The 22,730-nt window shown below is 65.3% G+C and carries 24 protein-coding genes; 23 read left to right on the top strand and 1 reads right to left on the bottom strand.

What is annotated here, in order from left to right; genetic code table 11:
* The 10 genes from kdpB (at nucleotide 1) to HAV18_RS07680 (ending at nucleotide 9,634) form a co-directional block, all read left to right on the top strand.
* The gene (kdpB, locus tag HAV18_RS07725) at nucleotides 1–2,025 is read left to right on the top strand and encodes a potassium-transporting ATPase subunit KdpB (RefSeq protein ID WP_166956647.1); all 2,025 of its coding nucleotides are present in this window, start codon (nucleotides 1–3) and stop codon (nucleotides 2,023–2,025) included.
* An 80-nt stretch (nucleotides 2,026–2,105) separates the two neighbouring features.
* Complete coding sequence (locus HAV18_RS07720) at nucleotides 2,106–3,812, top strand: DUF4118 domain-containing protein (RefSeq protein ID WP_166954439.1); 1,707 nt, start codon at nucleotides 2,106–2,108, stop codon at nucleotides 3,810–3,812.
* The gene (locus tag HAV18_RS07715) at nucleotides 3,809–4,561 is read left to right on the top strand and encodes a response regulator (protein ID WP_166954437.1); all 753 of its coding nucleotides are present in this window, start codon (nucleotides 3,809–3,811) and stop codon (nucleotides 4,559–4,561) included. Before HAV18_RS07720 ends, HAV18_RS07715 begins: the two co-directional genes overlap by 4 nt.
* A 284-nt stretch (nucleotides 4,562–4,845) precedes the next feature.
* The gene (locus tag HAV18_RS07710) at nucleotides 4,846–5,619 is read left to right on the top strand and encodes an ABC transporter substrate-binding protein (RefSeq protein ID WP_166954435.1); all 774 of its coding nucleotides are present in this window, start codon (nucleotides 4,846–4,848) and stop codon (nucleotides 5,617–5,619) included.
* A 174-nt stretch (nucleotides 5,620–5,793) separates the two neighbouring features.
* On the top strand, nucleotides 5,794–6,483 hold the full coding sequence (locus HAV18_RS07705; protein WP_014900182.1) for an ABC transporter permease: 690 nt from the start codon (nucleotides 5,794–5,796) through the stop codon (nucleotides 6,481–6,483).
* Entirely contained in the window at nucleotides 6,480–7,193 is a 714-nt protein-coding gene (locus HAV18_RS07700; RefSeq protein WP_166954433.1) for an ABC transporter permease, read from the top strand. The genes HAV18_RS07705 and HAV18_RS07700 overlap by 4 nt, the downstream gene beginning before the upstream one ends.
* A 33-nt stretch (nucleotides 7,194–7,226) precedes the next feature.
* Nucleotides 7,227–7,994 carry an ABC transporter ATP-binding protein gene (locus tag HAV18_RS07695; protein ID WP_166954431.1) on the top strand — a complete coding sequence of 256 codons (768 nt, stop codon included), beginning with the start codon at nucleotides 7,227–7,229 and terminating at the stop codon, nucleotides 7,992–7,994.
* A gap of 209 nt (nucleotides 7,995–8,203) precedes the next feature.
* Nucleotides 8,204–8,638, top strand: a complete 435-nt coding sequence (locus HAV18_RS07690; RefSeq protein ID WP_166954429.1) for a cupin domain-containing protein — start codon at nucleotides 8,204–8,206, stop codon at nucleotides 8,636–8,638.
* A gap of 329 nt (nucleotides 8,639–8,967) precedes the next feature.
* A complete protein-coding gene (locus HAV18_RS07685; protein ID WP_166954427.1) occupies nucleotides 8,968–9,105 on the top strand; it encodes an HHHH-motif protein in 138 nt (45 codons plus the stop codon).
* A gap of 61 nt (nucleotides 9,106–9,166) precedes the next feature.
* A complete protein-coding gene (locus HAV18_RS07680; RefSeq protein ID WP_166954425.1) occupies nucleotides 9,167–9,634 on the top strand; it encodes a hypothetical protein in 468 nt (155 codons plus the stop codon).
* Nucleotides 9,635–9,740: 106 nt separating this feature from the next.
* On the opposite strand, the gene HAV18_RS07675 is transcribed toward HAV18_RS07680, so the two are convergent.
* The gene (locus tag HAV18_RS07675; RefSeq protein ID WP_166954423.1) at nucleotides 9,741–11,096 is read right to left on the bottom strand and encodes a polyhydroxyalkanoate depolymerase; all 1,356 of its coding nucleotides are present in this window, start codon (nucleotides 11,094–11,096) and stop codon (nucleotides 9,741–9,743) included.
* A gap of 289 nt (nucleotides 11,097–11,385) precedes the next feature.
* Here HAV18_RS07675 and HAV18_RS07670 point away from each other — a divergent pair, with 289 nt between their 5' ends.
* The 13 genes from HAV18_RS07670 to HAV18_RS07610 all read left to right on the top strand — a co-directional run bounded on the left by HAV18_RS07670 (nucleotide 11,386) and on the right by HAV18_RS07610 (nucleotide 22,682).
* Nucleotides 11,386–12,048 carry a glutathione S-transferase family protein gene (locus HAV18_RS07670; RefSeq protein WP_166954421.1) on the top strand — a complete coding sequence of 221 codons (663 nt, stop codon included), beginning with the start codon at nucleotides 11,386–11,388 and terminating at the stop codon, nucleotides 12,046–12,048.
* A 200-nt stretch (nucleotides 12,049–12,248) separates the two neighbouring features.
* Complete coding sequence (locus tag HAV18_RS07665) at nucleotides 12,249–12,641, top strand: hypothetical protein (RefSeq protein ID WP_347814738.1); 393 nt, start codon at nucleotides 12,249–12,251, stop codon at nucleotides 12,639–12,641.
* A 14-nt stretch (nucleotides 12,642–12,655) separates the two neighbouring features.
* Nucleotides 12,656–13,042 carry a hypothetical protein gene (locus HAV18_RS07660; protein WP_166954419.1) on the top strand — a complete coding sequence of 129 codons (387 nt, stop codon included), beginning with the start codon at nucleotides 12,656–12,658 and terminating at the stop codon, nucleotides 13,040–13,042.
* Nucleotides 13,043–13,131: 89 nt separating this feature from the next.
* On the top strand, nucleotides 13,132–13,560 hold the full coding sequence (locus HAV18_RS07655; protein ID WP_407062419.1) for a lytic transglycosylase domain-containing protein: 429 nt from the start codon (nucleotides 13,132–13,134) through the stop codon (nucleotides 13,558–13,560).
* Nucleotides 13,561–13,833: 273 nt separating this feature from the next.
* The gene (locus HAV18_RS07650; RefSeq protein ID WP_166954416.1) at nucleotides 13,834–15,078 is read left to right on the top strand and encodes a Crp/Fnr family transcriptional regulator; all 1,245 of its coding nucleotides are present in this window, start codon (nucleotides 13,834–13,836) and stop codon (nucleotides 15,076–15,078) included.
* Nucleotides 15,079–15,092: 14 nt separating this feature from the next.
* On the top strand, nucleotides 15,093–15,857 hold the full coding sequence (locus HAV18_RS07645) for a flagellar motor protein (RefSeq protein WP_166954414.1): 765 nt from the start codon (nucleotides 15,093–15,095) through the stop codon (nucleotides 15,855–15,857).
* 39 nt (nucleotides 15,858–15,896) lie between these two features.
* The gene (locus HAV18_RS07640; RefSeq protein ID WP_166954413.1) at nucleotides 15,897–16,565 is read left to right on the top strand and encodes an OmpA family protein; all 669 of its coding nucleotides are present in this window, start codon (nucleotides 15,897–15,899) and stop codon (nucleotides 16,563–16,565) included.
* 158 nt (nucleotides 16,566–16,723) lie between these two features.
* Nucleotides 16,724–18,586, top strand: a complete 1,863-nt coding sequence (locus HAV18_RS07635) for a methyl-accepting chemotaxis protein (protein ID WP_166954411.1) — start codon at nucleotides 16,724–16,726, stop codon at nucleotides 18,584–18,586.
* 104 nt (nucleotides 18,587–18,690) lie between these two features.
* On the top strand, nucleotides 18,691–19,479 hold the full coding sequence (locus HAV18_RS07630) for a hypothetical protein (protein WP_166954410.1): 789 nt from the start codon (nucleotides 18,691–18,693) through the stop codon (nucleotides 19,477–19,479).
* A 197-nt stretch (nucleotides 19,480–19,676) separates the two neighbouring features.
* Nucleotides 19,677–20,132 carry a GNAT family N-acetyltransferase gene (locus HAV18_RS07625; protein WP_166954408.1) on the top strand — a complete coding sequence of 152 codons (456 nt, stop codon included), beginning with the start codon at nucleotides 19,677–19,679 and terminating at the stop codon, nucleotides 20,130–20,132.
* A gap of 259 nt (nucleotides 20,133–20,391) precedes the next feature.
* A complete protein-coding gene (locus HAV18_RS07620) occupies nucleotides 20,392–21,654 on the top strand; it encodes a serine hydrolase (RefSeq protein ID WP_166954407.1) in 1,263 nt (420 codons plus the stop codon).
* 320 nt (nucleotides 21,655–21,974) lie between these two features.
* A complete protein-coding gene (locus HAV18_RS07615; RefSeq protein WP_166954405.1) occupies nucleotides 21,975–22,178 on the top strand; it encodes a cold-shock protein in 204 nt (67 codons plus the stop codon).
* A 279-nt stretch (nucleotides 22,179–22,457) separates the two neighbouring features.
* Nucleotides 22,458–22,682 (top strand): hypothetical protein, encoded by a 225-nt coding sequence (locus tag HAV18_RS07610; RefSeq protein WP_166954404.1) that lies wholly within the window; start codon nucleotides 22,458–22,460, stop codon nucleotides 22,680–22,682.
* The last annotated feature ends 48 nt before the right edge of the window (nucleotides 22,683–22,730 follow it).

Genomic DNA, 22,730 nt, shown 5'->3' with positions numbered 1-22,730 from the left:
ATGCGCTGGACGGCCGTGCTGCGCGAGGCGTTCCGCAAGCTCGCGCCGCGCGTGCAGTTGAAGAATCCCGTGATGTTCGTCGTCTATCTCGGCAGCATCGTCACGACCGTGCTGTGGCTGCAGGCGCTGACCGGCACGGGCGATGCGCCGGCCGGCTTCATCTTCGCGGTCGCATGCTGGCTGTGGTTCACCGTGCTGTTCGCGAACGCGGCCGAGGCGCTGGCCGAAGGGCGCGGCAAGGCGCAGGCCGACGCGCTGCGTGCGGCGCGCAAGCGCGTGTACGCGAAGGTGCTCGACGAGCCGAAGCAGTACGGCAGTACCAGCCACCGCGTGCCGAGCGACGAGCTCGCCGCCGGCAGCATCGTGCTCGTCGAGGCCGGCGACACGATTCCGGCCGACGGCGAAGTGATCGACGGCGTTGCGTCGGTCGACGAATCGGCGATTACCGGCGAATCCGCGCCGGTGATCCGCGAGTCGGGCGGCGATTTCTCGTCGGTGACGGGCGGCACACGCGTGCTGTCCGACTGGATCATCGTGAAGATCACCGCGCAACCGGGCGAGGCGTTTCTCGACCGAATGATCGCGATGGTCGAAGGCGCGAAGCGCGGCAAGACGCCGAACGAAGTCGCCCTGACGATCCTGCTCGTCGCGTTGACGATCATCTTCCTGCTCGTGTGCGTGACGCTGCTGCCGTTCTCGCAGTTCAGCGTGCTGCTGAATGCGTCGGGTTCGGCCGTGAGCCTGACCGTGCTGATCGCGCTGCTGGTTTGCCTGATTCCGACGACGATCGGTGCGCTGCTGTCGGCGATCGGCATCGCGGGGATGAGCCGCATGATGCGGGCGAACGTGCTCGCGACGTCGGGCCGCGCGATCGAGGCGGCGGGTGACGTCGACGTGCTGCTGCTCGACAAGACCGGTACGATCACGCTCGGCAACCGTGAAGCCGTGCAGTTCCGGCCGGCGCCGGGCGTGGACGAACGCGCGCTCGCCGAGGCCGCACAACTGTCGTCGCTTGCCGACGAAACGCCCGAGGGGCGCTCGATCGTCGCGCTCGCGAAGCAGCGTTTCTCGCTGGACGTGGCGGCGGCCGGCGGCAGCATCACGGTGCCGTTCAGCGCGCGCACGCGGATGAGCGGCCTCGATATCGGCGAACGCCAGGTACGCAAGGGTGCGGCGTCGGCGATCCGCGCGCACGTCGATGCGCTCGGCGGCGTGTTTCCTCAAGCAGTCGAGACGGCCGTCAACGACATCGCGCGGCGCGGTGGTACGCCGCTCGTCGTCGCCGATGGCTCGACGGTGCTCGGTGCGATCGAGCTGAAGGACATCGTCAAGCACGGGATCGCCGCGCGCTTCGCCGAGTTGCGCAAGGTCGGCGTGAAGACCGTGATGATCACCGGCGACAACCGGCTCACCGCGGCCGCGATCGCGGCGGAAGCCGGTGTCGACGACTACCTCGCCGAAGCGACGCCCGAGGACAAGCTGCGGCTGATCCGCGAGCACCAGGCGAAGGGCCATCTCGTCGCGATGACGGGCGACGGTACCAACGACGCGCCGGCACTCGCGCAGGCCGACGTGGCCGTCGCGATGCACAGCGGCACGCAGGCGGCGAAGGAGGCGGCCAACATGGTCGACCTCGACAGCAACCCGACGAAGCTGATGCAGGTGGTCGAGGTCGGCAAGCAGATGATCATGACGCGCGGCGCGCTGACCACGTTCAGCGTGGCCAACGATCTCGCGAAGTATTTCGCGATCATCCCGGCCGCGTTCGTCGCGACCTATCCGGCGCTCGGCGCGCTGAACGTGATGGGGCTGCACAGCCCGACGTCGGCGATCCTGTCGGCGGTGATCTTCAACGCGCTGATCATCGTCGCGCTGATCCCGCTCGCGCTGAAGGGCGTGAAGTATCGCGCGGAGCCGGCCGAGAAGTTGCTGGGGCGCAACCTGCTGATCTACGGTGTGGGCGGGATCATCGCACCGTTCATCGGCATCAAGCTGATTGACATGCTGTTGACGCCGTTTATCTGACCGAACGCGCCGTCGCGGCCCCGCTCACGCCTTCGCGGCGTGCGCGGGGCCGTTCGGCGTTTCAATTGCCGGAAGCGATCATGGATGTGAATGTGAACGTGAGCGAAGCGAATCGACGGACATCGGGGCGGCGGGACGCCGCCGCCCACGGCAGCGGGGCCGGCGCGCGCCGCGACCGCTGGCGAGCCGTGCTGCGCGCGAGCGCGGCGCTGGCCGACCGCATCGCGGGCGCGGGGCCCGATCCGCGGCCGGCGCTGGCCGTGCGCGAAGCGCGAGCGCGCACGCACGTGTGGGTGTCGCAGTACGCGGTGCCGCTGCTGCTCGCCACGCTCGTGTGTGCGCTGGCGACGCTGGCGGCGAGCGCGCTGCTGCGCGTGTTCGACCTGTCGAACGTCGTGATGCTGTTCCTGATGACGGTCGTGCTGATCGCGCTGCGGCTCGGCCGGCTGGCCGGCGCGTGGGCCGCGTTCGTCTGCGTCGGCTGCTTCGACTTCTTCTTCGTCGAGCCGAGGCTGTCGTTCGCGGTATCCGATACGCAGTACGTGTTCACGTTCGCGCTGATGCTGGCCGTCGCGCTCGCGATCGGCCAGCTTGCGGCGCGCCTGCGCGCGGAGGCGCGGGCCGCGCGTGCGAACGAGAAGCGCTCGGCCGCGCTCGCGCGCGTCGCGCATGACCTGTCGGCTGCGATCGAGACCGAGCAGATCGCATCGATCTGCACCGGCACGATCGCACCGCTGCTCGGCGTGCGCGTCGCGCTCGTGCTGCCCGATGCGGACGACCGGCTGATGCCGGCGCCACACGCTGCGTTCGTCGAAGCGCCGATCGCCCGCTGGGTCTACGAGAATGCGCGCGGCGCCGGGTGCGGGCTGCCGCCGTTCGAGCGCGCGGCCGCGCAATACCTGCCGCTGAAGGCGCCGATGCGCGTGCGTGGCGTGCTCGTGCTGTTCGGCGACGCGCAGCCGGTTCCGACCGATCCCGACGATCGCCGCCTGATCGATGCGCTGTGCTCGTCGATCGCGATGGCGCTCGAACGCGTGCACTACGTCGGCGTCGCGCAGCACACGCTCGTGCGGATCGAAGGCGAGCGGCTGCGCAATGCGCTGCTCGCCGCCGTGTCGCACGACCTGAAGACACCGCTGACCGCGATCCGCGGGCTCGCCGAGACGCTGGAGCGGCCCGAGCGGCTGGCCGACGGGCAGCCGGCCGCGCTCGCGCACGGCATCCGCAACCAGGCCGAGGCGCTGCACGGGCTCGTCGTGAACCTGCTGGATCTCGCGCGGATGCAGAGCGAGGGCGTGCGGCTGAATCGCGAGTGGCACATGCTCGACGAGATCGTCGGCAGCGCGCTCGCGCATTCGGCCGGCGTGCTGGCCGGCCGCGACGTGAGCGCCGACCTGCCGGCCGACCTGCCGCTGATCGACGTCGACGCGCTGCTGATCGAGCGCGTGCTGATGAACCTGCTCGACAACGCGGCGAAGTACGCGGGCACGGAGGCGGCCGTGGCGGTGCGCGCGCGCGTGTTCGGCGAAACGCTGTACGTGTTCGTCGAGGACGACGGGCCCGGCTTCGTCGCGCGCAACACCGAGCCGCTGTTCGAGCCGTTCGAGCGCGAACGCAAGGAATCGTCGATCAGCGGCGTGGGGCTCGGGCTCGCGCTGTGCCGCAGCATCGTCAACGCGCACGGCGGCTCGATCCGCGCTGTGCCGCTCGACCCGCATGGCGCGCGGTTCGAGATTCGCCTGCCACTGGGTGCGCCGCCCGACATCGAACACGAGAGCCGGACATGATCAGATCGCGCGTACTTATCGTCGAGGACGAATCGGACATCCGCCGCTTCGTGCGGATGGCACTGGAACAGGAAGGGCTCGACACCTGCGAGGCGTCGACGGCCCGCGAGGCGCGGATGTATGCGTCGAGCAGCAAGCCCGATCTCGTGATCGTCGATCTCGGGCTGCCGGACGACGACGGCAAGACCTTCATCCGCGAGTTGCGCGAGTGGTCGACGGTGCCGGTGATCGTGCTGTCGGCGCGGCAGCAGGAGGTGGAGAAGGTCGCGGCGCTCGACGCGGGCGCGGACGATTACCTGCCGAAGCCGTTCGGCGTGCCTGAACTGCTCGCGCGGGCACGCGCGCAGTTGCGGCGCGCGGCGTTCGTGTCGGCCGACGGGCAATCGTCGTCGATCGTGCGGTTCGGCGACGTGACCGTCGATCTCGGCCGGCACGAAGCGGTTCGCGGCGGCGAGCCGGTCCATCTGACGCGCCTCGAATTCCGGCTGCTCGCCGCGCTGATTCGCGCCCGCGGCGGCGTGATCGCCGCTCGGCAATTGCTGGCCGAGGTCTGGGGCATCCACGACGCCGACCGAGCGCACTACGTGCGCGTCTACATGACGAACCTGCGGCAGAAGCTCGAACCGGTGCCGGCACGCCCGCGGCACCTGCTGACGGAACTGCAGTTCGGCTACCGTCTGGTCGGTCTGGAAACGGTCGGCATGACGGACGGGCCGCGCGGTGCGGCGTCGTCAGGTCTAGACAAGTGAAAACCCGCTCCCGACCGTGCACCTGCATGCGGAGAAAGCTGTTGTTTAGCTCGATGTAATTCGTAATTAGTTGAAATTGAAGGGGATTTGAAACCCACGGCCATAATCCACCGACAATTAGAGATAAACACGGATTGCTGGCCATGTCCCTGCGCGGGCAAAGTTGTATGTACAACTTGGAGTGTCGCCGAAGGGGCGATTTCCGGGTTGGAAGGGGGCCCGCCGGGATGCCGTACCGGTCGCCCGACGGAACCCCTGCCCAGTTCGCCTATGACAGGAACGCCATGAAGAAACTCGCGCTCAGTATTGCCCTTGCCTGCATCGCGGTCGGTGCCCACGCCAAGGATTGGTCGACGATCCGGTTCGGCGTCGACGCCAGCTACCCGCCGTTCGAATCGAAGGACGCAAGCGGCAAGGTCGTCGGCTTCGACGTCGATCTCGGCAACGAGATCTGCGCCCGCCTGAAGGCGAAATGCGTGTGGATCGAGAACGACTTCGACGGGATGATCCCGGCGCTGAAGGCGAAGAAGTTCGACGGCGTGCTGTCGTCGATGTCGATGACGCCGGCGCGTGCCGAGCAGATCGCGTTCTCCGACAAGCTGTTCAACACGCCGACGCGCCTCGTCGTGAAGAAGGGCGCCAACCTGCAGCCGACGGCCGAATCGCTGAAGGGCAAGTCGGTCGGCGTCGAGCAGGGCACCATCCAGGAAACCTACGCGAAGGCGTACTGGGCGCCGAAGGGCGTGCAGGTCGTGCCGTACCAGAACCAGGACGGCGTGTACCAGGACCTGATGTCCGGCCGCCTCGACGCGGCGCTGCAGGACGCGGTGCAGGCCGACATCGGCTTCCTGAAGACGCCGCGCGGCGCGAACTTCGACTTCGCCGGCAAGGACATCGACGATCCGAAGACGCTCGGCAACGGCGCCGGCATCGGCCTGCGCAAGGACGACGCCGACCTGAAGGCGAAGATCGACCACGCGATCGCCGACATCATCAAGGACGGCACGTACAAGAAGCTCGAGAAGAAGTACTTCGCGTTCGACGTCTACGGCGGCTGACCATCCATGCGGCGCGCACCGGCTGTGGCGCGCGCCGCGTCTGTCGTGGGTGCAACCCGCTTCGCGTGATGCGTCCGACTTGATGAGCAGCTCGCATCAGGTAGTGCGCAGATATCGTTTGATGCGCGGCTAATGGCTATTGACAATCCAGCCACCTCGTTCTGGATCCCTCATATGATCTTCCAAGGATTTGGCCCGCTGCTGTGGGCCGGCACGGTCGAGACCGTGAAGCTCGCGGTACTGTCGCTCGCCGCGTCGCTCATTCTGGGCCTCGTCGGTGCGAGCGCGAAGCTGTCGACGAACCGCGTGCTCAAGTCGATCGGCACCTTCTACACGACACTGATCCGCGCGGTGCCGGACCTCGTGCTGATGCTGCTGCTGTTCTACGGGATCCAGATCCTGCTGAACAACTTCACCGACATGCTCGGTTGGGACCAGATCGACATCGACCCGTTCGTGGCCGGCGTCATCACGCTCGGCTTCATCTACGGCGCGTACTTCACCGAGACCTTCCGCGGCGCGTTCCTGTCGGTGCCGCGCGGCCAGCTCGAAGCCGGCTTCGCATACGGGATGAGCGGCTGGCGCGTGTTCCGCCGCATCCTGTTCCCGCAGATGATGCGCTTCGCGCTGCCCGGCATCGGCAACAACTGGCAGGTGCTCGTGAAGGCCACCGCACTCGTGTCGATCATCGGCCTGGCCGACGTCGTCAAGGCATCGCAGGACGCGGGCAAGAGCACGCTCGATTTCTTCTTCTTCACGCTGGCTGCAGGCGCGATCTACCTCGCGATCACGACGGTGTCCAACCTCGTGCTGCATCACCTCGAGAAGCGTTATTCCGTCGGCGTCCGGAGGCTCGCACTGTGATCGAACTCATCAGCCAGTACTGGCAAAGCTATCTCTACACCGACGGCTACCGCTTCAGCGGCCTCGCGATCACGCTGTGGTTGCTGGTCGTGTCGATCGCGCTGGGCTTTGCGCTCGCCGTGCCGCTCGCAATCGCGCGCGCGTCGTCGAACCGCTGGATCTCGGGCCCGGTGTGGCTCTATACGTACGTGTTCCGCGGCACGCCGCTCTACGTGCAGCTGCTGATGTGCTACACGGGCATCTACAGCCTGCAGGTCGTGCACAACCACGTGCTGCTCGACACGTTCTTCCGCAACGCGATGAACTGCACGCTGCTCGCGTTCGTGCTGAACGAATGCGCGTATGCGACGGAGATCTTCGCGGGCGCGATCAAGGCGACGTCGGCCGGCGAGATCGAGGCCGGCATGGCCTACGGGATGTCGCGCTTCAAGCTTTATACGCGGATCATCCTGCCGTCCGCGCTGCGCCGCTCGCTGCCGAGCTACAGCAACGAAGTGATCCTGATGCTGCACGCGACGACGCTCGCGTTCACCGCGACCGTGCCCGACATCCTGAAGGTCACGCGCGACGTCAATTCGGCGACGTACATGTCGTTCCAGGCCTACGGCATCGCTGCCGTGCTGTACGCCATCGTCGTGTTCACGCTCATCTGGGCGTTCCGCAAGCTCGAGACGCGCTGGCTCGCGTACCTCTCGCCGCGCGGCCATTAACGCATTCGCAAGATTCGCAAGGAAGGACCCAGCATGTACAAGCTTACCGTTGACAACCTGCACAAGAAGTTCGGCGACAACGAGGTGTTGAAGGGCGTGTCGATGAAGGCGAAGGCCGGCGACGTGATCAGCATCATCGGCTCGAGCGGCTCCGGCAAGAGCACGTTCCTGCGCTGCATCAACTTCCTCGAGCAGCCGTGCTCGGGGCAGATCACGATCGGCAGCGAGCCGATCCAGACCACGCGCGACCGCAACGGCTCGCTGCGCGTGGCCGACCAGAAGCAGTTGCAGCGGATGCGCACCAAGCTGTCGATGGTGTTCCAGCACTTCAACCTGTGGGCACACATGACGGTGCTCGAGAACGTGATCGAAGCGCCGATGGCCGTGCTGGGGATCGGCAAGGACGAAGCGATCGCTCGGGCGCGCAAGTACCTGGAGAAAGTGGGCCTCGCGCCGCGCGTGGAGGGCATGTATCCGGCGCATCTGTCGGGCGGCCAGCAGCAGCGCGTGGCGATTGCTCGCGCGCTCGCGATGGAGCCGGAAGTGATGCTGTTCGACGAGCCGACTTCGGCGCTCGATCCGGAACTGGTGGGCGAAGTGCTGAAGGTGATGCAGAAGCTCGCCGAGGAAGGCCGCACGATGGTCGTCGTCACGCACGAGATGGGCTTCGCGCGCAACGTGTCGAATCACGTGATCTTCCTGCATCAGGGGAAGATCGAGGAGGAAGGGAATCCGCAGGAGATTCTCGTGAACCCGAAGAGCGAACGGCTCGGGCAGTTCCTGTCGGGGCGGTTGAAGTAGGCAGGCGGGCAGCGCTGCGCATCGCCCGTGAAGCTGCAACGGCGTCGCGGGCGATGCGGAGATTGAAGTACGCTTACAGTTGCGCCAGCGCGTCCGTCAATGGCCGCTTCGCGACACCCACGAGCGGTATCCTGCACGGCTTCACGCCGTCGCAAACTGGAACGCTAAATGCTTGTCAGGCTTGATCCTTTCGATGAAGGAGCACCACGATGAGCACGCCGACAACGACCCATTTTTCCCATGTGAAGCCGCAGGACACCGCGTATCGCGGCGAAGGCCTGCGCGACTTCTTCCTGTATCGCGATCTCGGTATCGCGGCCGCGACGAACGGCAAGGTCGTCGCGCAGCTCGTCAGGGCGAATCATGCACCGGAGGCGGGCACCGGCTGGCACCGTCACGAGGCCGAGTTCCATATCGTGATCATGCTGAAGGGCTGGGCGCGCTTCATGTACGGCGAACGCGAGACGCTGGTGGCGGCCGGCGACTGCGTGCATCAGGCGCCGGGGATCGTCCACTATCTGTTCGACTACTCGCCTGATATGGAATATCTGGAGATCGTCGGGCCCGCCGATTTCAAGTCGATCGACGTCGACGGGCCGTGCGCGGTGCCGCCGCCGACACCGTGGGGCGAGGCGGGCGCGTAGCTGCCCGGTTGCCCGAGACGCGCATCATGCGCACGCTTGCATCGGACCGCCTTCGGGCGGTTTTTTCGTTGCGCGTTACACGGCAGCTCCCGTGTGCCCCCACCACACCTGCGATTCGCTTTCCCCTCCGTCACATTCTTTCGAATTCCGAACGGTCGCGAAGCTGAAGATCTGGAAAGAAAAGAAAGACATTCGTCAGCTTCGACGCGTCGGCGGCACTGCGATGTCAAAGATCGTCAATTGCGTGGGGATGCGGTGCACGGCCTGTCGACGACCGGCGTTAAGGAGGTACCAGCCGGATCACCGGTTGACCTACCCGGGAGAGTTTCATGAAGCGCATCGCGAAGATCCTGACGGCCACCGCAGTGGCCTGTGCCGTTCTCGTTCCGGCACTCGCCGAAGCCCATTCGCACCGTGAGTGTCACTTCGATCATCACCACCATCGCGTGTGCCGCTGGGTGCGGTAACCGCGACTTTCCCGGGGCTACCCGGAACGCATTCTTCAGTCAGGCAAATCAGGAGAGGACCATGAAAAAGACGATGTTGATCGCCGCGCTGGTCGCCGGCATGGGTATGTCGATCGGTGCGTTCGCGCAGGTTCCGGCCAGCGCGCCGGCCGGCACGACCGGTCTGTGCAAGGACGGCTCGTTCTACTCGGGCGCGTCGAAGAAGGGCGCATGTGCCGGCCACAAGGGCGTGAAGACCTGGTACGGCGCATCGTCGGCGGCAGCCGCGAGTGCACCGGCCGCCACGCCGGCAACGGCAGCTTCCGCTGCCGCGGCGTCCGGCACCGCGCCGGCGAAGAGCGCGGCCGCGACGACCGCGGCGGCAGCGCCGGGCGGCGGCCCGGGCAAGGTGTGGGCCAACGACAGCACGAAGGTCTATCACTGCTCGACCGACAAGTACTACGGCAAGACGAAGCACGGCAGCTACATGTCGGAAGCCGACGCGAAGGCGAAGGGCTACCACGCGTCGCACGGCAAGGCCTGTTCGTAACGCAGGCTGACGCGCGAGCCCGCTTCCTCGCGCGTCGCTTGCACACGGCAGCAATTCACGCCCCGCCAGCCCAGGCGGGGCGTTTTGTTTTCAGCAGCGTTCGGTTTCAGCGGGCGTGATGCGGCGCCGTGCCGGTCGCGGCATCGTGCGCCGTTGCGCGTGCGTCGAGCAGCGCGCGCAGCGTCACGTAGTGCGTGCCGTCCGCATTGCCGTCCGCGCCCGCGGTGCGATCGTACGGCTCGTTGTCGTGGATCGTCGCGCGCACGATCGGATAGATCTGCGTTTCCCAGCGGCTGCCGTTGAACACGCCGTAGTGGCCCGCCCCGGTCTGCACGTGGTGCGTCTTCAGGTACGGCGGCAACCCCGAACACAGCTCCTGCGCGGCCACCGTCTGGCCGACTGCGCAGATATCGTCCTTCTCGCCTTCGATCGTCAGCAGCGCGGTGCGATGGATCGCCGCCGGCTCGACGAGCCGGTCGCCGACCGTCAGCTCGCCGCGCGCGAGCGCATATTGCTGGAACACTTTCTCGACCGTCTCCAGATAGAACTCCGCGGTGAGATCAGCGGTGGCGAAGTATTCGTCGTAGAAGTGCCGCAGCGTGTCGGCTTTCGCCGGGTCGCCTTTCGCGCGCTCGTAGTACAGGTCGGCAAACGACGCCGCGTGGCGATCGGGATTCATCGACATGAACGCGCCGACCTGCACGAAGCCGGGATACACGCAGCGCTGCGCCCCGACGAAGCCCGCCGGCACGACGCTGATCAGGTTCCGCGCGAACCATTCGATCGGCTGGCTCGTCGCGAGCGCGTTGACCTTCGTCGGATTCACGCGGCAGTCGATCGGCCCCGCCATCAGCGTCAGGCTCGCGGGCTGCGCGGGATCGCCGCCGGCGGCCATCAGCGCGACCGCCGCGAGCGCGGCGACGGTCGGCTGGCAGATCGCGAGCACGTGCGCGTCCGGGCCGATCTGGCGGATGAAGTCGATCACGTGCACGACGTATTCGTCGAAGCCGAACCGTCCGGCCGTCAGCGGGATGTCGCGCGGGTTGTGCCAGTCGGTGATGTACACGTCATGGTCGGCCAGCATCGTATGCACGGTGCCGCGCAACAGCGTCGCGAAATGCCCGGACATCGGCGCGACGATCAGTACACGCGGCTGGCGCGCGACCGGCAGCGCCTTGCGGAAATGCAGCAGCGTGCCGAACGGTGTAGCCGCGGCGGCTTCCTCGACGATCGGCACCGTTTCGCCGTCGACGACGATCGACGCGATGCCGAACGGCGGACGCCGGTGCGAGAACGCGCAGCATTCGAGCAGTTCGCACAGCGCGTCGAGCATGCGGCCGGTCGGCGTCGTGGTGGCGGGTGGCCACAGCGACATCGTCGCGCGGGCGGCGGCGGCCCATGCGCGCGCCGGGCGCATGCATTCGGCAGACCATTGATAGAACGGATAGGCAAGCAGATTCATGACCGTCGCTCGTTGTGCCGCGTTGCATTGAACGAGGCAAGCCATGTGCCAGCCCGCGGCTGGCACGCGCGTTGCACGCGGTTCGGGGCGGCGGCGGCGCTGGCGGCACGCGACAAGCGGCAGCCGTATGCGATGCGTTGCCGCGCCGGCCTGACGTGCGGCACGTGCCGCGACAGCGTGCGTTGCCGCGCCAGTTCGGCGAATCCGCGGCACCGGCATGGTGCGGGTGACGCCACACGGCGTCCGTTTTCGGTGCAGGGGCACGAACGGTTTTGGACAGGGGAGCGACATGGAAGTCACCGGGCAGACAACACTGACCATCAGCAGCCGCAATTACTCGTCGTGGTCGATGCGCGGCTGGCTGCTCGCGAAGCTGAGCGGGCTCGTGTTCGAGACGGTCAGCGTGCCGATCGATGCCGCGTCGCGCGCGGAGTTGCTGCTGCTGTCGCCGTCGATACTCGTGCCGTGCCTGACGCACGACGGCAACACGGTGTGGGACACGCTCGCGATTGCCGAATACCTGAACGAAATCCGGCCGCAGGCGCGGCTGCTGCCCGAAGACCGGAAAGCGCGCGCGCATTGCCGGTCGATCTGCGGCGAGATGCATTCCGGTTTCAGCGCGTTGCGATCCGCGTTGCCGATGAACCTGCGCGCGCATTTCCCCGGCTTCCGGATCTGGTCGCGCGCACAGCACGACATCGAGCGGATCGTGACGATCTGGCGCGAGTGCCTGGCCGCGTACGGCGGCCCCTGGTTGTTCGGCGCAGAGATCGGCATCGCCGACGCGATGTATGCGCCGGTCGTCACGCGCTTCCTGACCTACGACGTGAAACTGGAGCCCGATATCGCCGAGTACGGCATGCAGGTGCTCGCGCATCCGTTCGTGGCGGAGTGGATCGAGGCGGCGAAGGCGGAGCACGAAGACATCGACGAACTCGACATGGAGTTCTGAGCGCCGATCACGTGCGGCGCACGCGCGCAAACGCGCGGCGCGTTCAACGATAGGATGAATGGCGTCTGATCATGGCGCGCTTAAATCGGACGAATCGGCGCGCGCCGTGAAGTCACGTGCGGCGGGCTTCGCGCGCGACCGGGGTAAACATCGCGGACACGTTGCCGATAACGCAGGTCCAGTGACCGCGAGAGAAACACGTGAAACCGTTTGTCATGCTTGTCTGTGCCGCTGCGTTGGTCATGTCGGCCGGCTGCGCTCAACTTCAATCCGGACGTCAGGACGCGAATGCGCGCGGCGACGCGCCCGCCGCGTCGTCGCCGCTCGTCGATTTCGTCATACCAGCCGATGCGCTCGGCGCACGCGATCCTCAATTGACCGCGTTGCTCGCGAAAGTCGGCGCGCTGGCATCGAGGCAGGCGCAGCCGATGACGATTCGCGTGGCTGCGCTGCCGCAGGATTTCGGTTACCTGAACCAGTCGCTTCGGCGCGGCGTTGCGACGCCGCGCGCCGCGTCGGTGCGGGTCGAGAACGTCGCGGCCGGGAGTTGCCGGCCGTACAGCGTTCAGGTCGTACCGACCCAGACCCAGTAACAGGAGATCCCGAGATGCTACGACTATCGATCTGTGCGGCCATGTTCGTGTGCGGCACCGCACTTGCGGCGTCACCCGGCGACGGTGCGCCGTTTGCTCCTGCCGCATCCAATCAGGTGTTTCCGCCGCTGCCGCCGTTCGCGTCGCTGCCGCCGGGGGCGGGTGGAGGCGACGACGAAGCGCAGGCACCCGCGCCGACGGGCGGGCGTCACGCGAGGAAGCTGCGCCACGCGCCGCCCGTGAAGAAGGCGCCGGAATTTCAGGTGCGTCTCGTCGTGACCGACGAGTCGCGTGCGGCACTCGCCGCCGAGGACAGGAAGCTTGACGACGCGCTCGCGAAAAGCACGCACGATCGGCGCACGACAGGAACCGGCGCGGCTGCGCTGGCGATGACGCAATGAAGCGGCATGATCGAAGCGGCGCGGACGTGACGACCCGGACCCGGATCACCTCGATGCGAGCAGGCTGCACGGCATGGCTGCGGTTCGCGATGTTGCTGAGTGTGCTTGTCGTCGCGCCGGTGCGTGCGGACGACGTCGTGCCCGGCAGCGCCTGTTTCGAGCGCGCAGCCGGCTATCAGGGCGTCAACCCGCAGATTCTGCGCGCGATCGCGTGGTACGAATCGAAAGGCAATCCCGCCGCCGTGCATCGCAACGCGGATGGCAGCATCGACGTCGGCCAGACCCAGATCAACTCGGTGCACTTCGGCGAACTGCGCCGCTACGGTGTGCCGCCGGGCGCATTGAAGGACGCGTGCGTGAACATCTACGTCGCGGCGTGGATGCTGAAGCGCAAGATGGTCCGCTACGGAAACACCTGGCAGGCGATCGGCGCGTATCACTCGGAAACGCCGCGCTTTCGGGACGAGTACGCACGCAACATCCACGCGGTGCTCGTATCGTGGGGCTTGCACGAGTGAGCCGCGGGTTCGTATGCGTTGAAGGCCGCGCGTAAGGGTTGCGGCGGGCCCGCGCGATCCGCGGGACGTGCGGCCGCTATCGTTTTCCCGGATGCATCGGGCCGTATCCTCAGCGCAAACGTTTTGCTGCCACTGTCGAGTCCGGAACCCCTGCGACGACGTTAAAGAACGACTCCGCTCGTGTCGTAAACGAGGGCACGGGGACGGCAGCGACGATCGCGCATGAAGCGCGGCGCGGCCGAACAAGAAAGTCAGTGCAGCAGGGGAATCGATTTGAATCGTCAGCAATCGTGGACGCGTACGGCGGCGCCCGGGGAAATCATTTACTCCGAGGGTTTTGCAGGCGAGCCCGTCATCTTTCTGATCACCGACGGCAAGGTCGAGCTGTCCACGCGATGCGACGACAAGCGTGTCGTCGTCGCGACGCTCGGTCGTGGCGAGTTCTTCGGTGAATCGGCGTTGCTCGCGGCCGAGCCGCGGGCCCATACCGCGAAGGCGCTTTCATTCTGTCAGCTGACGGTCGTGCCGGCCGGCATGCTCGACGAGGAAATCGAGCGCGTGTCGGCGCTGCTGCGTCATATCGTGCGGACGATGATCCGTCGCGTGAAGCGCAAGGACGACCAGCTCGCGACCTATACGCATGCCGACTTCATGCCGGGCGTGTTGTCGTATGCGCATGTGCTGGCGCTGATGGCGGGCGCCGATACGCGTGAAGCCGGCGACGCCTGGACGCGCCGGCCGATGCAGGCGCATGCGGCCGAAACATCGGTGCCGCTCGCCGAAGTCATCCGCAAATGCCGCGCGATTGCCGGCCACTCGCGGCCGCACGTGCTCGCGATGCTGCGACGCATGGAGAAGCTCAATCTCGTCACGATCGAAGCGGCGCAGGCGGACCACGCCGGCGGGGTAGCCGACTATGCGGCGTCGTCGGATGCGCGCCAGGTCGTCACGTTCGACGCCGCACGCGTGATCGATCGCGCACAGCAGGTGGCCGATCACGATCTCGATCTTTCGATCAACAGCGAACTCGAGCTCATCGAGCTCGCCGATCTGGAATCGCTGATCGGCGTCGAGAAGACGATGCTGCTCAACAAGCTGTCGAACGGCGAAATTGCCGAAGAAGTGTTCGCGTTCCGCAAATCGAAGGTACTCAGTTACGTCGAGCAGAAGGGTGTCGCGTACTTCTCGCGGCGCAATGCGCGTCGCGGCGGCGACGTGCGCGCGCTGGAGGATCTCGTGTGGATCGACGCGCGCACGCTGTTCGACGTCATCAGCGCGTTCGATACCTACGATCTCGCGAAGCTGATCGCGAATCTCGACGATCGCGCGGTGGCCGACAAGCTGTTCTCCGTGATGACCGAGGCGCGGCGCAACGAGGTGTCGTGGGTGATGCGCCGCGAGCTCAAGCTCGATCCGGTCGAGATCGAGGACATCGAGCGGCGCGTGCTGGATGCCGTTCGCGCGGCGAAGGCGCAGGCGGCGGGCACCGCACCCGTTGCATCTGCATCGGACGCATGACAAAGGAGGCGCGCATGGATCTGTTGACCCTGGCCGGCGTGGTGCTTGGCGGCGCGGCGATCGTGTTCGGTTTCGCGCTGGAAGGCGGGCATTTCACGATGCTGTTCCAGTTCGAGGCGCTCGTCATCGTACTCGGCGGCACGCTCGGCGCGGTGATGATTCAGAACACCTGGGCGCGCTTCTTCGACGCGGTGAAACAGTTGCGGCTCGCGTTCGTGCGGGCGCGCGAGGTCGATCGCAAGAACCTGTCCGACCTGCTCGAATGGGGCGACCGCGCGAAGCTCGACGGGCTGCTTGCGTTCGAATCGATGGACGTGAGCGGCATCCATCCGTTTGCGCGCCGCGGGCTCGAACTGCTGGCGAACGGCGTGTCGACCGCCGTGCTCGAGGACGCATTGCAGCGCGAGCTCGATGCATACGAACGCAGCCGCCTGGCCGCCGCGCGCGTGTGGCAGCAGGCGGGCGGGTATGCGCCGACGTTCGGCATTCTCGGCTCGGTGCTCGGGCTCGTGCAGGTGACGAGCCATATTCTCGAGCCGGCGCAGCTCGGGCCGGGTATCGCGGTCGCGTTCATCGCGACGCTGTACGGGCTGGCGCTTGCGAACCTCGTGTTCCTGCCGCTTTACGGCAAGCTGCGCGCGCAGATCGACAGCGAGCTGCGGTTTCGCAAGCTGTATCTCGACGGTTTGCTGGCGATTTCGCGCAAGGAATCGCCGCATACGATCGAAACGCGCCTGACCGGCGACGTGCGCGGGCGCGCGGCGGAGTCGCTCGCGTGATGGGCGTGTGTCGGACGAACAACCCGGATTTCCCACAGCATGACTGCTCGAACTGACGGTGCATCCGCGGCCGATCGCGACGATGACGAACTCGACGGCGCGCAGTCCGGCCGCTGGCTGATTTCGTACGCGGATCTCATCACGACGCTGATGGTGCTGTTTCTCGCGTTGTATGTGCTCCAGCTCGCGAAATACAACGCGCTCGACGCGCGGTACCAGACGCTCGCGCGGCATGCCGGGAGCGCCGCGAGCGCATCCGCTGCCGTGACGCCCGAGCGCTCACCGCCGTGGCTCGCCTTGCTCGATTCGTTGAAGGCGAACGGCCGGATCTCGCTCGTGAAAGCGCCGCACGGCGTCGAGATCGGCATCGACGCGAAGATCCTGTTCAATGTCGGCGATGCGCGCTTGCTGGCCGATTCGGCGCCCGTGCTGAACCAGATCGCGCAGGCGCTGAGCGATCACGCGACCGGCGACATTCTCGTCGAAGGGCATACCGACAGCGTGCCGATTGCGAACGCCAAATACGAATCGAACTGGGAGCTGTCGTCGGCGCGCGCGGGGAGCGTCGTACGCTACCTGACCGAGCGCGGCGTGGCACCGCACCGGCTCGCGGCGATCGGGCGGGCCGATACGCAGCCGCTCGTCGCGGGTGACGATGCGGCCGCGCGGGCACGAAACCGGCGCGTCACGATCTTCGTTGCATACTGATTGACGCCGATCGCGCGCCGATAGGCGGCCGCCTATGCCCGCCTGACAACAACATAACAAATCTCGCATGATGAACATCTGAAATCAGCGATGCGGTTCCGCGCCCGCATGCCGATAACCCAAACTGGCTCAGACCGAGCGGTTATCGAGGGTTCCCCATGCACTTCTGGCGCAAGCTTTCCATTCAGAACAAGCTGATTCTCAGCATGACGAGTTGCCTGCTCGTGTTCGTCGCGATCTCGAGCGGGCTCAGCATCCGTCTGATCGGTAACGCGGTACGCGATCGCGTCGTCCGCGAAGAGCTGCCGACGGCCGTGAACGGCATCCGCGCCGACGTGCAGCGGCAGATGGCCGGCCCGATCGCGGCATCGAGGATTCTCGCGCGCGACGCGTTTCTGCTGCAATGGGAAGCCGACGGCGAACCCGACGCCGGCACGCGCAACTGGATCCAGCTCGCGAAGAACGTGAAGGACGAGCAGAAGGCCGCGTCGGTGCAGTGGGTGTCCGTGAAGAGCGGCAACTACTACAACGAATCCGGCCTGCAGCGGAAGGTGACCGACAAGGATCAGTGGCTGACCGGCTTCCTGTCGTCCGGCAAGGCGTTCGACGTGAACATGGACCGCGAGGTGACGGTCGGCGGCTACATGATGTTCATCAACAGCCGCGTCGAGCTCGACGGCGTGCCGATCGGCGCGGCCTGCATGAGCCTGTCCGTCGATGCGCTCGCGAAGGGTATCGCCGCTTACCGGATCGGCGAGACCGGGTTCGCGTATCTCGTGCGTCCCGACGGCGCGATCATGATGCATCGCGATTCGTCGCTGATCGACGGCAAGCATTTCATGAAGGACCAGCAGGGGTTGCCCGGCGATGCGTCGTCGACGCTGCTGGCCGGCAAGCCGTATGCGTACCTGAGCTACGAGGGCGACGGCGGCGCGCGCTTCATCGCGACGTCGTTCATTCCGGAATTGAACGCGTATGTCGTCGTCGAGGTGCCGCAGGCCGAACTGCTCGGGCCCGTGACGAGCGCGATCCGCAGTGCGGCGCTGGTCGCGGCGGTGGTGGGCCTCGGGGTCGCGCTGTTCGTGATCTGGCTGGTGGGCCGCGCGATTGCCGCGCCGATCCGCCGCGCGGCGACGCTGCTGTCGGAGATCGCCAGCGGCCAGGGCGACCTCACGCGCCGGATGACGGTCGAGAGCCAGGACGAAATCGGGCAGTTGTCGGACGCGTTCAACCGGTTCGTGTCGTCGCTGTCGACGCTGGTGCACAGCATTCGCACGGCGTCCGCGTCGATTGCGACCGGGTCGGCGCAGATTGCATCGGGGAATGCGGATCTGAGCGAACGCACGGAGGGGCAGTCGAGCAATCTGGAGCGGACGGCGTCGTCGATGGAAGAAATCACGGCCGTGGTGCGCAACAACACCGAGACCGCGACGACCGCCGCGAAGATGATCAACGGTGCGTCGGATACGGCGGCGCGCGGCGGGCAGGTGGTGGGCGAGGTCGTGACGACGATGGAGCAGATCAGCGACGCGTCGCAGCGGATCTCCGAGATCATCGTGATGATCGACAGCATCTCGTTCCAGACGAACATTCTCGCGCTGAATGCAGCCGTCGAGGCGGCGCGGGCCGGGGAGCAGGGGCGCGGGTTCGCCGTGGTGGCATCGGAAGTGCGGAATCTGGCGCAGCGCAGCGCGCAGGCGGCCAAGGAGATCAAGGCGCTGATCGAGCATAGCGCAGGCACCGTGAATACCGGGTCGCGGCTGGTCAGCGAGGCAGGGAAGGTGATGCGCGATGTCGTGTCGCAGGTGCAGGGGGTGAGCGCGATGATGAGCGAGATTGCCGAGGCGAGCCTGGAGCAGAGTGCCGGGATCGACCAGATCGGCGATGCGGTGCAGTCGCTCGACCAGATGACGCAGCAGAATGCGGCGCTGGTGGAAGAAAGCGCGGCGGCCGCTGCGAGCTTGAAACAGCAGGCGGCGGAACTGACCAGGCTCGTGTCGGCTTTCAAGGTGGATGAATAAAGCCTGATTCACGATTTAGAATGGGGCGTTTCTGAGGGACGGCTGCCGTGGTTTCACGGCAGCCGTTTTGCATATCGGTGCGGGATTCGATGACGTCCATAAAAATGAAGCGCATTTCCAGGTGGAAGATCGGAGTGGGGGCGGCGGTTCTTGTCGCGGTGATCGCCGGGGTGGGGGCGAAGGTGATTGCGTCGCCGACCGATTCTTATCTTGCCTATCGGAAGCAGGCTGTCGACGCGATCGGGGCGGCGCAGCCGGACGACAAGACGGAACTGGACAAGAAGTACACGCCCGAGGTGAATGCGCGGCTGGCCAAGCTGGTCGGGAAGGTCAGGGCGAAAGGCTTTTCCGCGAAGGCGGGGAGTACCGTCGATGGTCTCTATATCGACAACGGGACGACGCCCGGGCCGGATGGACTGTTCTTGAAGTCGGACGACGGCAAGGTGAATCTCGTCGTGACGACGGTTCCGCTTTTGAAGGCCTGGGTGGCGACGGCGGATGCGGGGATCAAGTCGGCGGACGATGTCGCGGCGATTTTCGATAACGAGACGTTTTACACCGACGTGTTTGGTAACGACGCCATGGCATTCCGGTTCGCCGAATTGCCGGTGAAGCGGAAGCCGGCCGATGCGGTGGTGAAAGCATGGCTGCTGGGTGAAAGCCAGGACGGGATGCCGGATGGGCCGAACAAGTTGGCCGTGTCGATCAGGCAGGGCGCACGGGTTTATCTCCTGTGGCGGGATGCGACGTTGCCGACGATTGCCGCCTGCAGTGCGGAGCGCGTGGCCGAGGAGCAGCGGCCAGCCTGTTTCGCGCAGCAATTGCCCAAACAGCGGCGCTATGCGCGGTTTCTGTCCGAAGCGCAAGCGATGGTCGATGCCGTTGCTCAATAGGATGCAATCGTCTCGATTGTCGTTGAGTCGGGCGGTATCGCGACGCTAATGGATTCGCCCGCTTTTTGAGACATTCGACAGCACCGGAAACATCGCTGACAATCGGCGGCTGAAGACCGGACAGCCATCGATGTCGAATACGGCTGCGTCGCCGGGTACTTCAATTTCCTCTTTGCCCAGCTTCGTTTTCGTCTGCCATGACTATCGCCTTCGAGTCTCCCGATCAACCCGACGTGATCGCCCTCATCGCCGATCTCGATGCGTACCAGGACACCCTGTACCCGCCCGAGAGCCGGCACGCTCTGGATATCGCGTCGCTGAAGCAATCCAATGTGCTGTTCGCCGTCGCGCGGGACAGCGAGGGCAAGGCAATCGGGTGCGGGGCGATTGTCCTCAATCCCGAATTCGGCGAATTGAAGCGGATGTATGTCAGCCCGCAAGGTCGCGGGCAAGGTGTCGCGAGGAAACTCATGGCGCTGCTCGAGTCAGGGGCGATCGATCTCGGTTGCGCGTTGCTCAGGCTCGAGACCGGACCTTATCAACCTGAGGCGCTGGCCTTGTACGCGTCAGCGGGGTATGAGCGCCGTGGGCCGTTTGGCGATTACGTGAATGACCCGCTGAGCGTATTCATGCAGAAGCCCCTCGCGGCTTGAGCATCCGGCTCGCGCGGGCCGGTGATGACAGCCGGTGGTTTTCGCCCGTTCGTCGGATTTCGTCGCGGGCGGACGTTCGACGCTTTACGCAATCCGTCGTCACTCGATGGTTTCCAACGCATCACGGTGTCGGCATCGACGGGCACCGGGCGACACCGCGTAAAAATCCGAAACACTTCGTCGGTCAACGACATCGCACGCCGACCGTTGAGCAATGATCTGAAGATAGCTGCAGCCCTTACAGACAAGGAGTCTGGCCATGCTACGCAGTGTCAGGGCGGTCGCCGTGGGTAGTGTTCTGGTTTTGTCTTGTACCGTTGCGCAACCGAAACCCGTATTTTCCGACACCGGTTACGCGGCGGACGCCTATGGCGCCGCCGATCACTATCCGTTGCCGGTTCCCGGTCACGCGAGAACCCAGCGGCAGTTCGTCGGCTATTACACCCATTTCGACCAGGTTCGCATGGCCGATCCGATTGCCCGGGCCGGCGCCCCGTCGATACTGAAGTCGTCCGGGCGCGAACTGACGCTGAACTACCCGTATGGCGGGCAGAATCGCAATCTCGACGATTATCTCGAGCGCAATCCGGTGACGGGCCTGCTGATCGCGCACGACGATACGATCCTGTACGAACACTATCGGTACGCGCGAACGGACTCCGACCGCTTCATGTCGCAATCGATGGCGAAGACGATCGTCGGCATGCTGGTCGGCATTGCACTATCCGAAGGTGCGATTCACTCGATCGACGATCGCGCGGCCGTCTATGTGCCGGAGCTGGCGGACAGCCCATACGGACAGACTTCGATCCGGGATCTGCTGCACATGTCGTCGGGCGTCCATTTCTTCGAAGACGACAATGCCGGCGACGACCGGGACAAGTTCGGGCTCGAACTCTTCGATCCGCACGGGCCGGGCGCAGTCGCGGCCGTCAAGCGCTTCAACACGCGCGAGCGTGCGCCGGGCACGCGTTTCAACTATGCGAGCATCGAAACGGAAGTGCTCGGACTCGTGTTGAGTCATGCAACCCATATGACCGTCGCGCAATACGCCAGCGAGCGCATCTGGCAGAAAATGGGCATGGAGTCGGATGCATCGTGGGGGCGCGACGCGACCGGACAGAACATCACCTATTGCTGCGTGAGCGCCACGCTGCGCGACTGGGCACGGCTCGGCATGATGCTCGCGCACGACGGCCAGTGGAACGGCCGGCAAATCGTTCCGCGCGACTGGGTGTTGCAGGCAACGACCGTTGCGCCTCGCGATGGTTTTCTGGCGCCGGGCAAGGCCAACCCGATTTTCGGTTACGGATATCAGGTGTGGTTGTTGCCGGGCGAGCGGCGCATGTTTGCACTGCAGGGAATGGACGGCCAAAGAATCATCGTGGATCCGAGCTCGAAGCTCGTCCTCGTGCAGACGGCGGTATGGACCAACGACCACGATCCGGGCATGAAGGAGATTTATGCGCTGTGGTATGCGCTCGTCGCCCAATACGGAAACGTCGGCGTCGCAAGCAATTGACCGGTGGCGTTCGGGAAACGCCCGACCGGGCGTTTCCGCAGCCGGGCAGCGGCCGACCGCAGTCACGCCGGGCAGGGCGCGCAGCGAGATAGGGTCGCATCGCTTCGTCTGAAAAACAGGCTCCCAGGAGAAACAGTTACAAGTTAGCTGTTGACGCGAACCTGCCTGGCGGTTAGTGTATGCGTCGAAGTCCAAGAAGTCCGATTGCTGTTCATCAATTGCTCGCTCTCCGCAGCGGTATTCGTTGTCCTCTCCCTCCTTGACGCTTCAGGCGCTCTCCAACAGAGCAAATCTTCATATTTTTATCTCAAGGAATCTTCATGGATACCGGTATCGTCAAGTGGTTCAACGACAGCAAAGGCTTTGGCTTCATCACGCCGGATAACGGCGGCGACGATCTCTTCGCTCACTTCTCCGAAATTCGCAGCGACGGCTTCAAGACGCTGGCTGAAAATCAAAAAGTGAGCTTCGAAACGAAGCAGGGCCCGAAGGGTCTGCAAGCGGCCAACATCACGCCGCTGTAAAGTTTGAAGGGCCCGGCCTCCTGCGATGGAGGCCGGGTCGCAGCGACACCCTCACGGAGCGTTGTCTCCTAAAGTTGGCGCGATTGTTCTTAGCTGCATCTGTTGATTCAGCAGCTTGCCAAGCGCCACACGCCTCGTTGCACTTCATTCCCCCCTCCGGCAGCAACGCCTCATTCTTGCTTTCCGAAAGCTTTAGATTCAGCCCGTCATGGCTTTGAATCGGCGCGCCTGTGCACATTTCGCACGGCACGCGCGCACTCGAACATTATTAAAATTAAAATGCAAAACAAACAAATTCAACAATACAACGGCTATGCCGTCCAACCCTCGGCGCATCGTTTGCCCGACGGTAGTTTTTCCTCCAACCTGGTACTCGAACGTACCGACAGCGCACCCGCCGAAGGGCGCTACCAGTTCTATTCGCTCGATTACTTCTCGAGTGAAGCGCAGGCACTGCGGCACTCGGCACGCTGGGCACGTCGCTGGATCGACACGCGCGGTTAAAGGTAACGCCGCGGCACCCGACACCCAACGCAGATGAGTCACCCGGGC

Source organism: Burkholderia sp. D-99 (assembly GCF_011605345.1).
Classification (GTDB): domain Bacteria; phylum Pseudomonadota; class Gammaproteobacteria; order Burkholderiales; family Burkholderiaceae; genus Burkholderia.
This window is presented reverse-complemented; position numbering and strand designations above follow the sequence as displayed.

Coding starts and splice junctions, on each gene's coding strand:
- HAV18_RS07620 (WP_166954407.1), top strand. CDS start 20,392: ATGCTACGCAGTGTCAGGGCGGTCGCCGTGGGTAGTGTTCTGGTTTTG.
- HAV18_RS07610 (WP_166954404.1), top strand. CDS start 22,458: ATGCAAAACAAACAAATTCAACAATACAACGGCTATGCCGTCCAACCC.
- HAV18_RS07695 (WP_166954431.1), top strand. CDS start 7,227: ATGTACAAGCTTACCGTTGACAACCTGCACAAGAAGTTCGGCGACAAC.
- HAV18_RS07675 (WP_166954423.1), bottom strand. CDS start 11,096: ATGAATCTGCTTGCCTATCCGTTCTATCAATGGTCTGCCGAATGCATG.
- HAV18_RS07625 (WP_166954408.1), top strand. CDS start 19,677: ATGACTATCGCCTTCGAGTCTCCCGATCAACCCGACGTGATCGCCCTC.
- HAV18_RS07705 (WP_014900182.1), top strand. CDS start 5,794: ATGATCTTCCAAGGATTTGGCCCGCTGCTGTGGGCCGGCACGGTCGAG.
- HAV18_RS07645 (WP_166954414.1), top strand. CDS start 15,093: ATGGATCTGTTGACCCTGGCCGGCGTGGTGCTTGGCGGCGCGGCGATC.
- HAV18_RS07710 (WP_166954435.1), top strand. CDS start 4,846: ATGAAGAAACTCGCGCTCAGTATTGCCCTTGCCTGCATCGCGGTCGGT.
- HAV18_RS07715 (WP_166954437.1), top strand. CDS start 3,809: ATGATCAGATCGCGCGTACTTATCGTCGAGGACGAATCGGACATCCGC.
- HAV18_RS07720 (WP_166954439.1), top strand. CDS start 2,106: ATGGATGTGAATGTGAACGTGAGCGAAGCGAATCGACGGACATCGGGG.
- HAV18_RS07640 (WP_166954413.1), top strand. CDS start 15,897: ATGACTGCTCGAACTGACGGTGCATCCGCGGCCGATCGCGACGATGAC.
- kdpB (WP_166956647.1), top strand. CDS start 1: ATGCGCTGGACGGCCGTGCTGCGCGAGGCGTTCCGCAAGCTCGCGCCG.
- HAV18_RS07655 (WP_407062419.1), top strand. CDS start 13,132: ATGTTGCTGAGTGTGCTTGTCGTCGCGCCGGTGCGTGCGGACGACGTC.
- HAV18_RS07685 (WP_166954427.1), top strand. CDS start 8,968: ATGAAGCGCATCGCGAAGATCCTGACGGCCACCGCAGTGGCCTGTGCC.
- HAV18_RS07680 (WP_166954425.1), top strand. CDS start 9,167: ATGAAAAAGACGATGTTGATCGCCGCGCTGGTCGCCGGCATGGGTATG.
- HAV18_RS07690 (WP_166954429.1), top strand. CDS start 8,204: ATGAGCACGCCGACAACGACCCATTTTTCCCATGTGAAGCCGCAGGAC.
- HAV18_RS07615 (WP_166954405.1), top strand. CDS start 21,975: ATGGATACCGGTATCGTCAAGTGGTTCAACGACAGCAAAGGCTTTGGC.
- HAV18_RS07630 (WP_166954410.1), top strand. CDS start 18,691: ATGAAGCGCATTTCCAGGTGGAAGATCGGAGTGGGGGCGGCGGTTCTT.
- HAV18_RS07660 (WP_166954419.1), top strand. CDS start 12,656: ATGCTACGACTATCGATCTGTGCGGCCATGTTCGTGTGCGGCACCGCA.
- HAV18_RS07670 (WP_166954421.1), top strand. CDS start 11,386: ATGGAAGTCACCGGGCAGACAACACTGACCATCAGCAGCCGCAATTAC.
- HAV18_RS07635 (WP_166954411.1), top strand. CDS start 16,724: ATGCACTTCTGGCGCAAGCTTTCCATTCAGAACAAGCTGATTCTCAGC.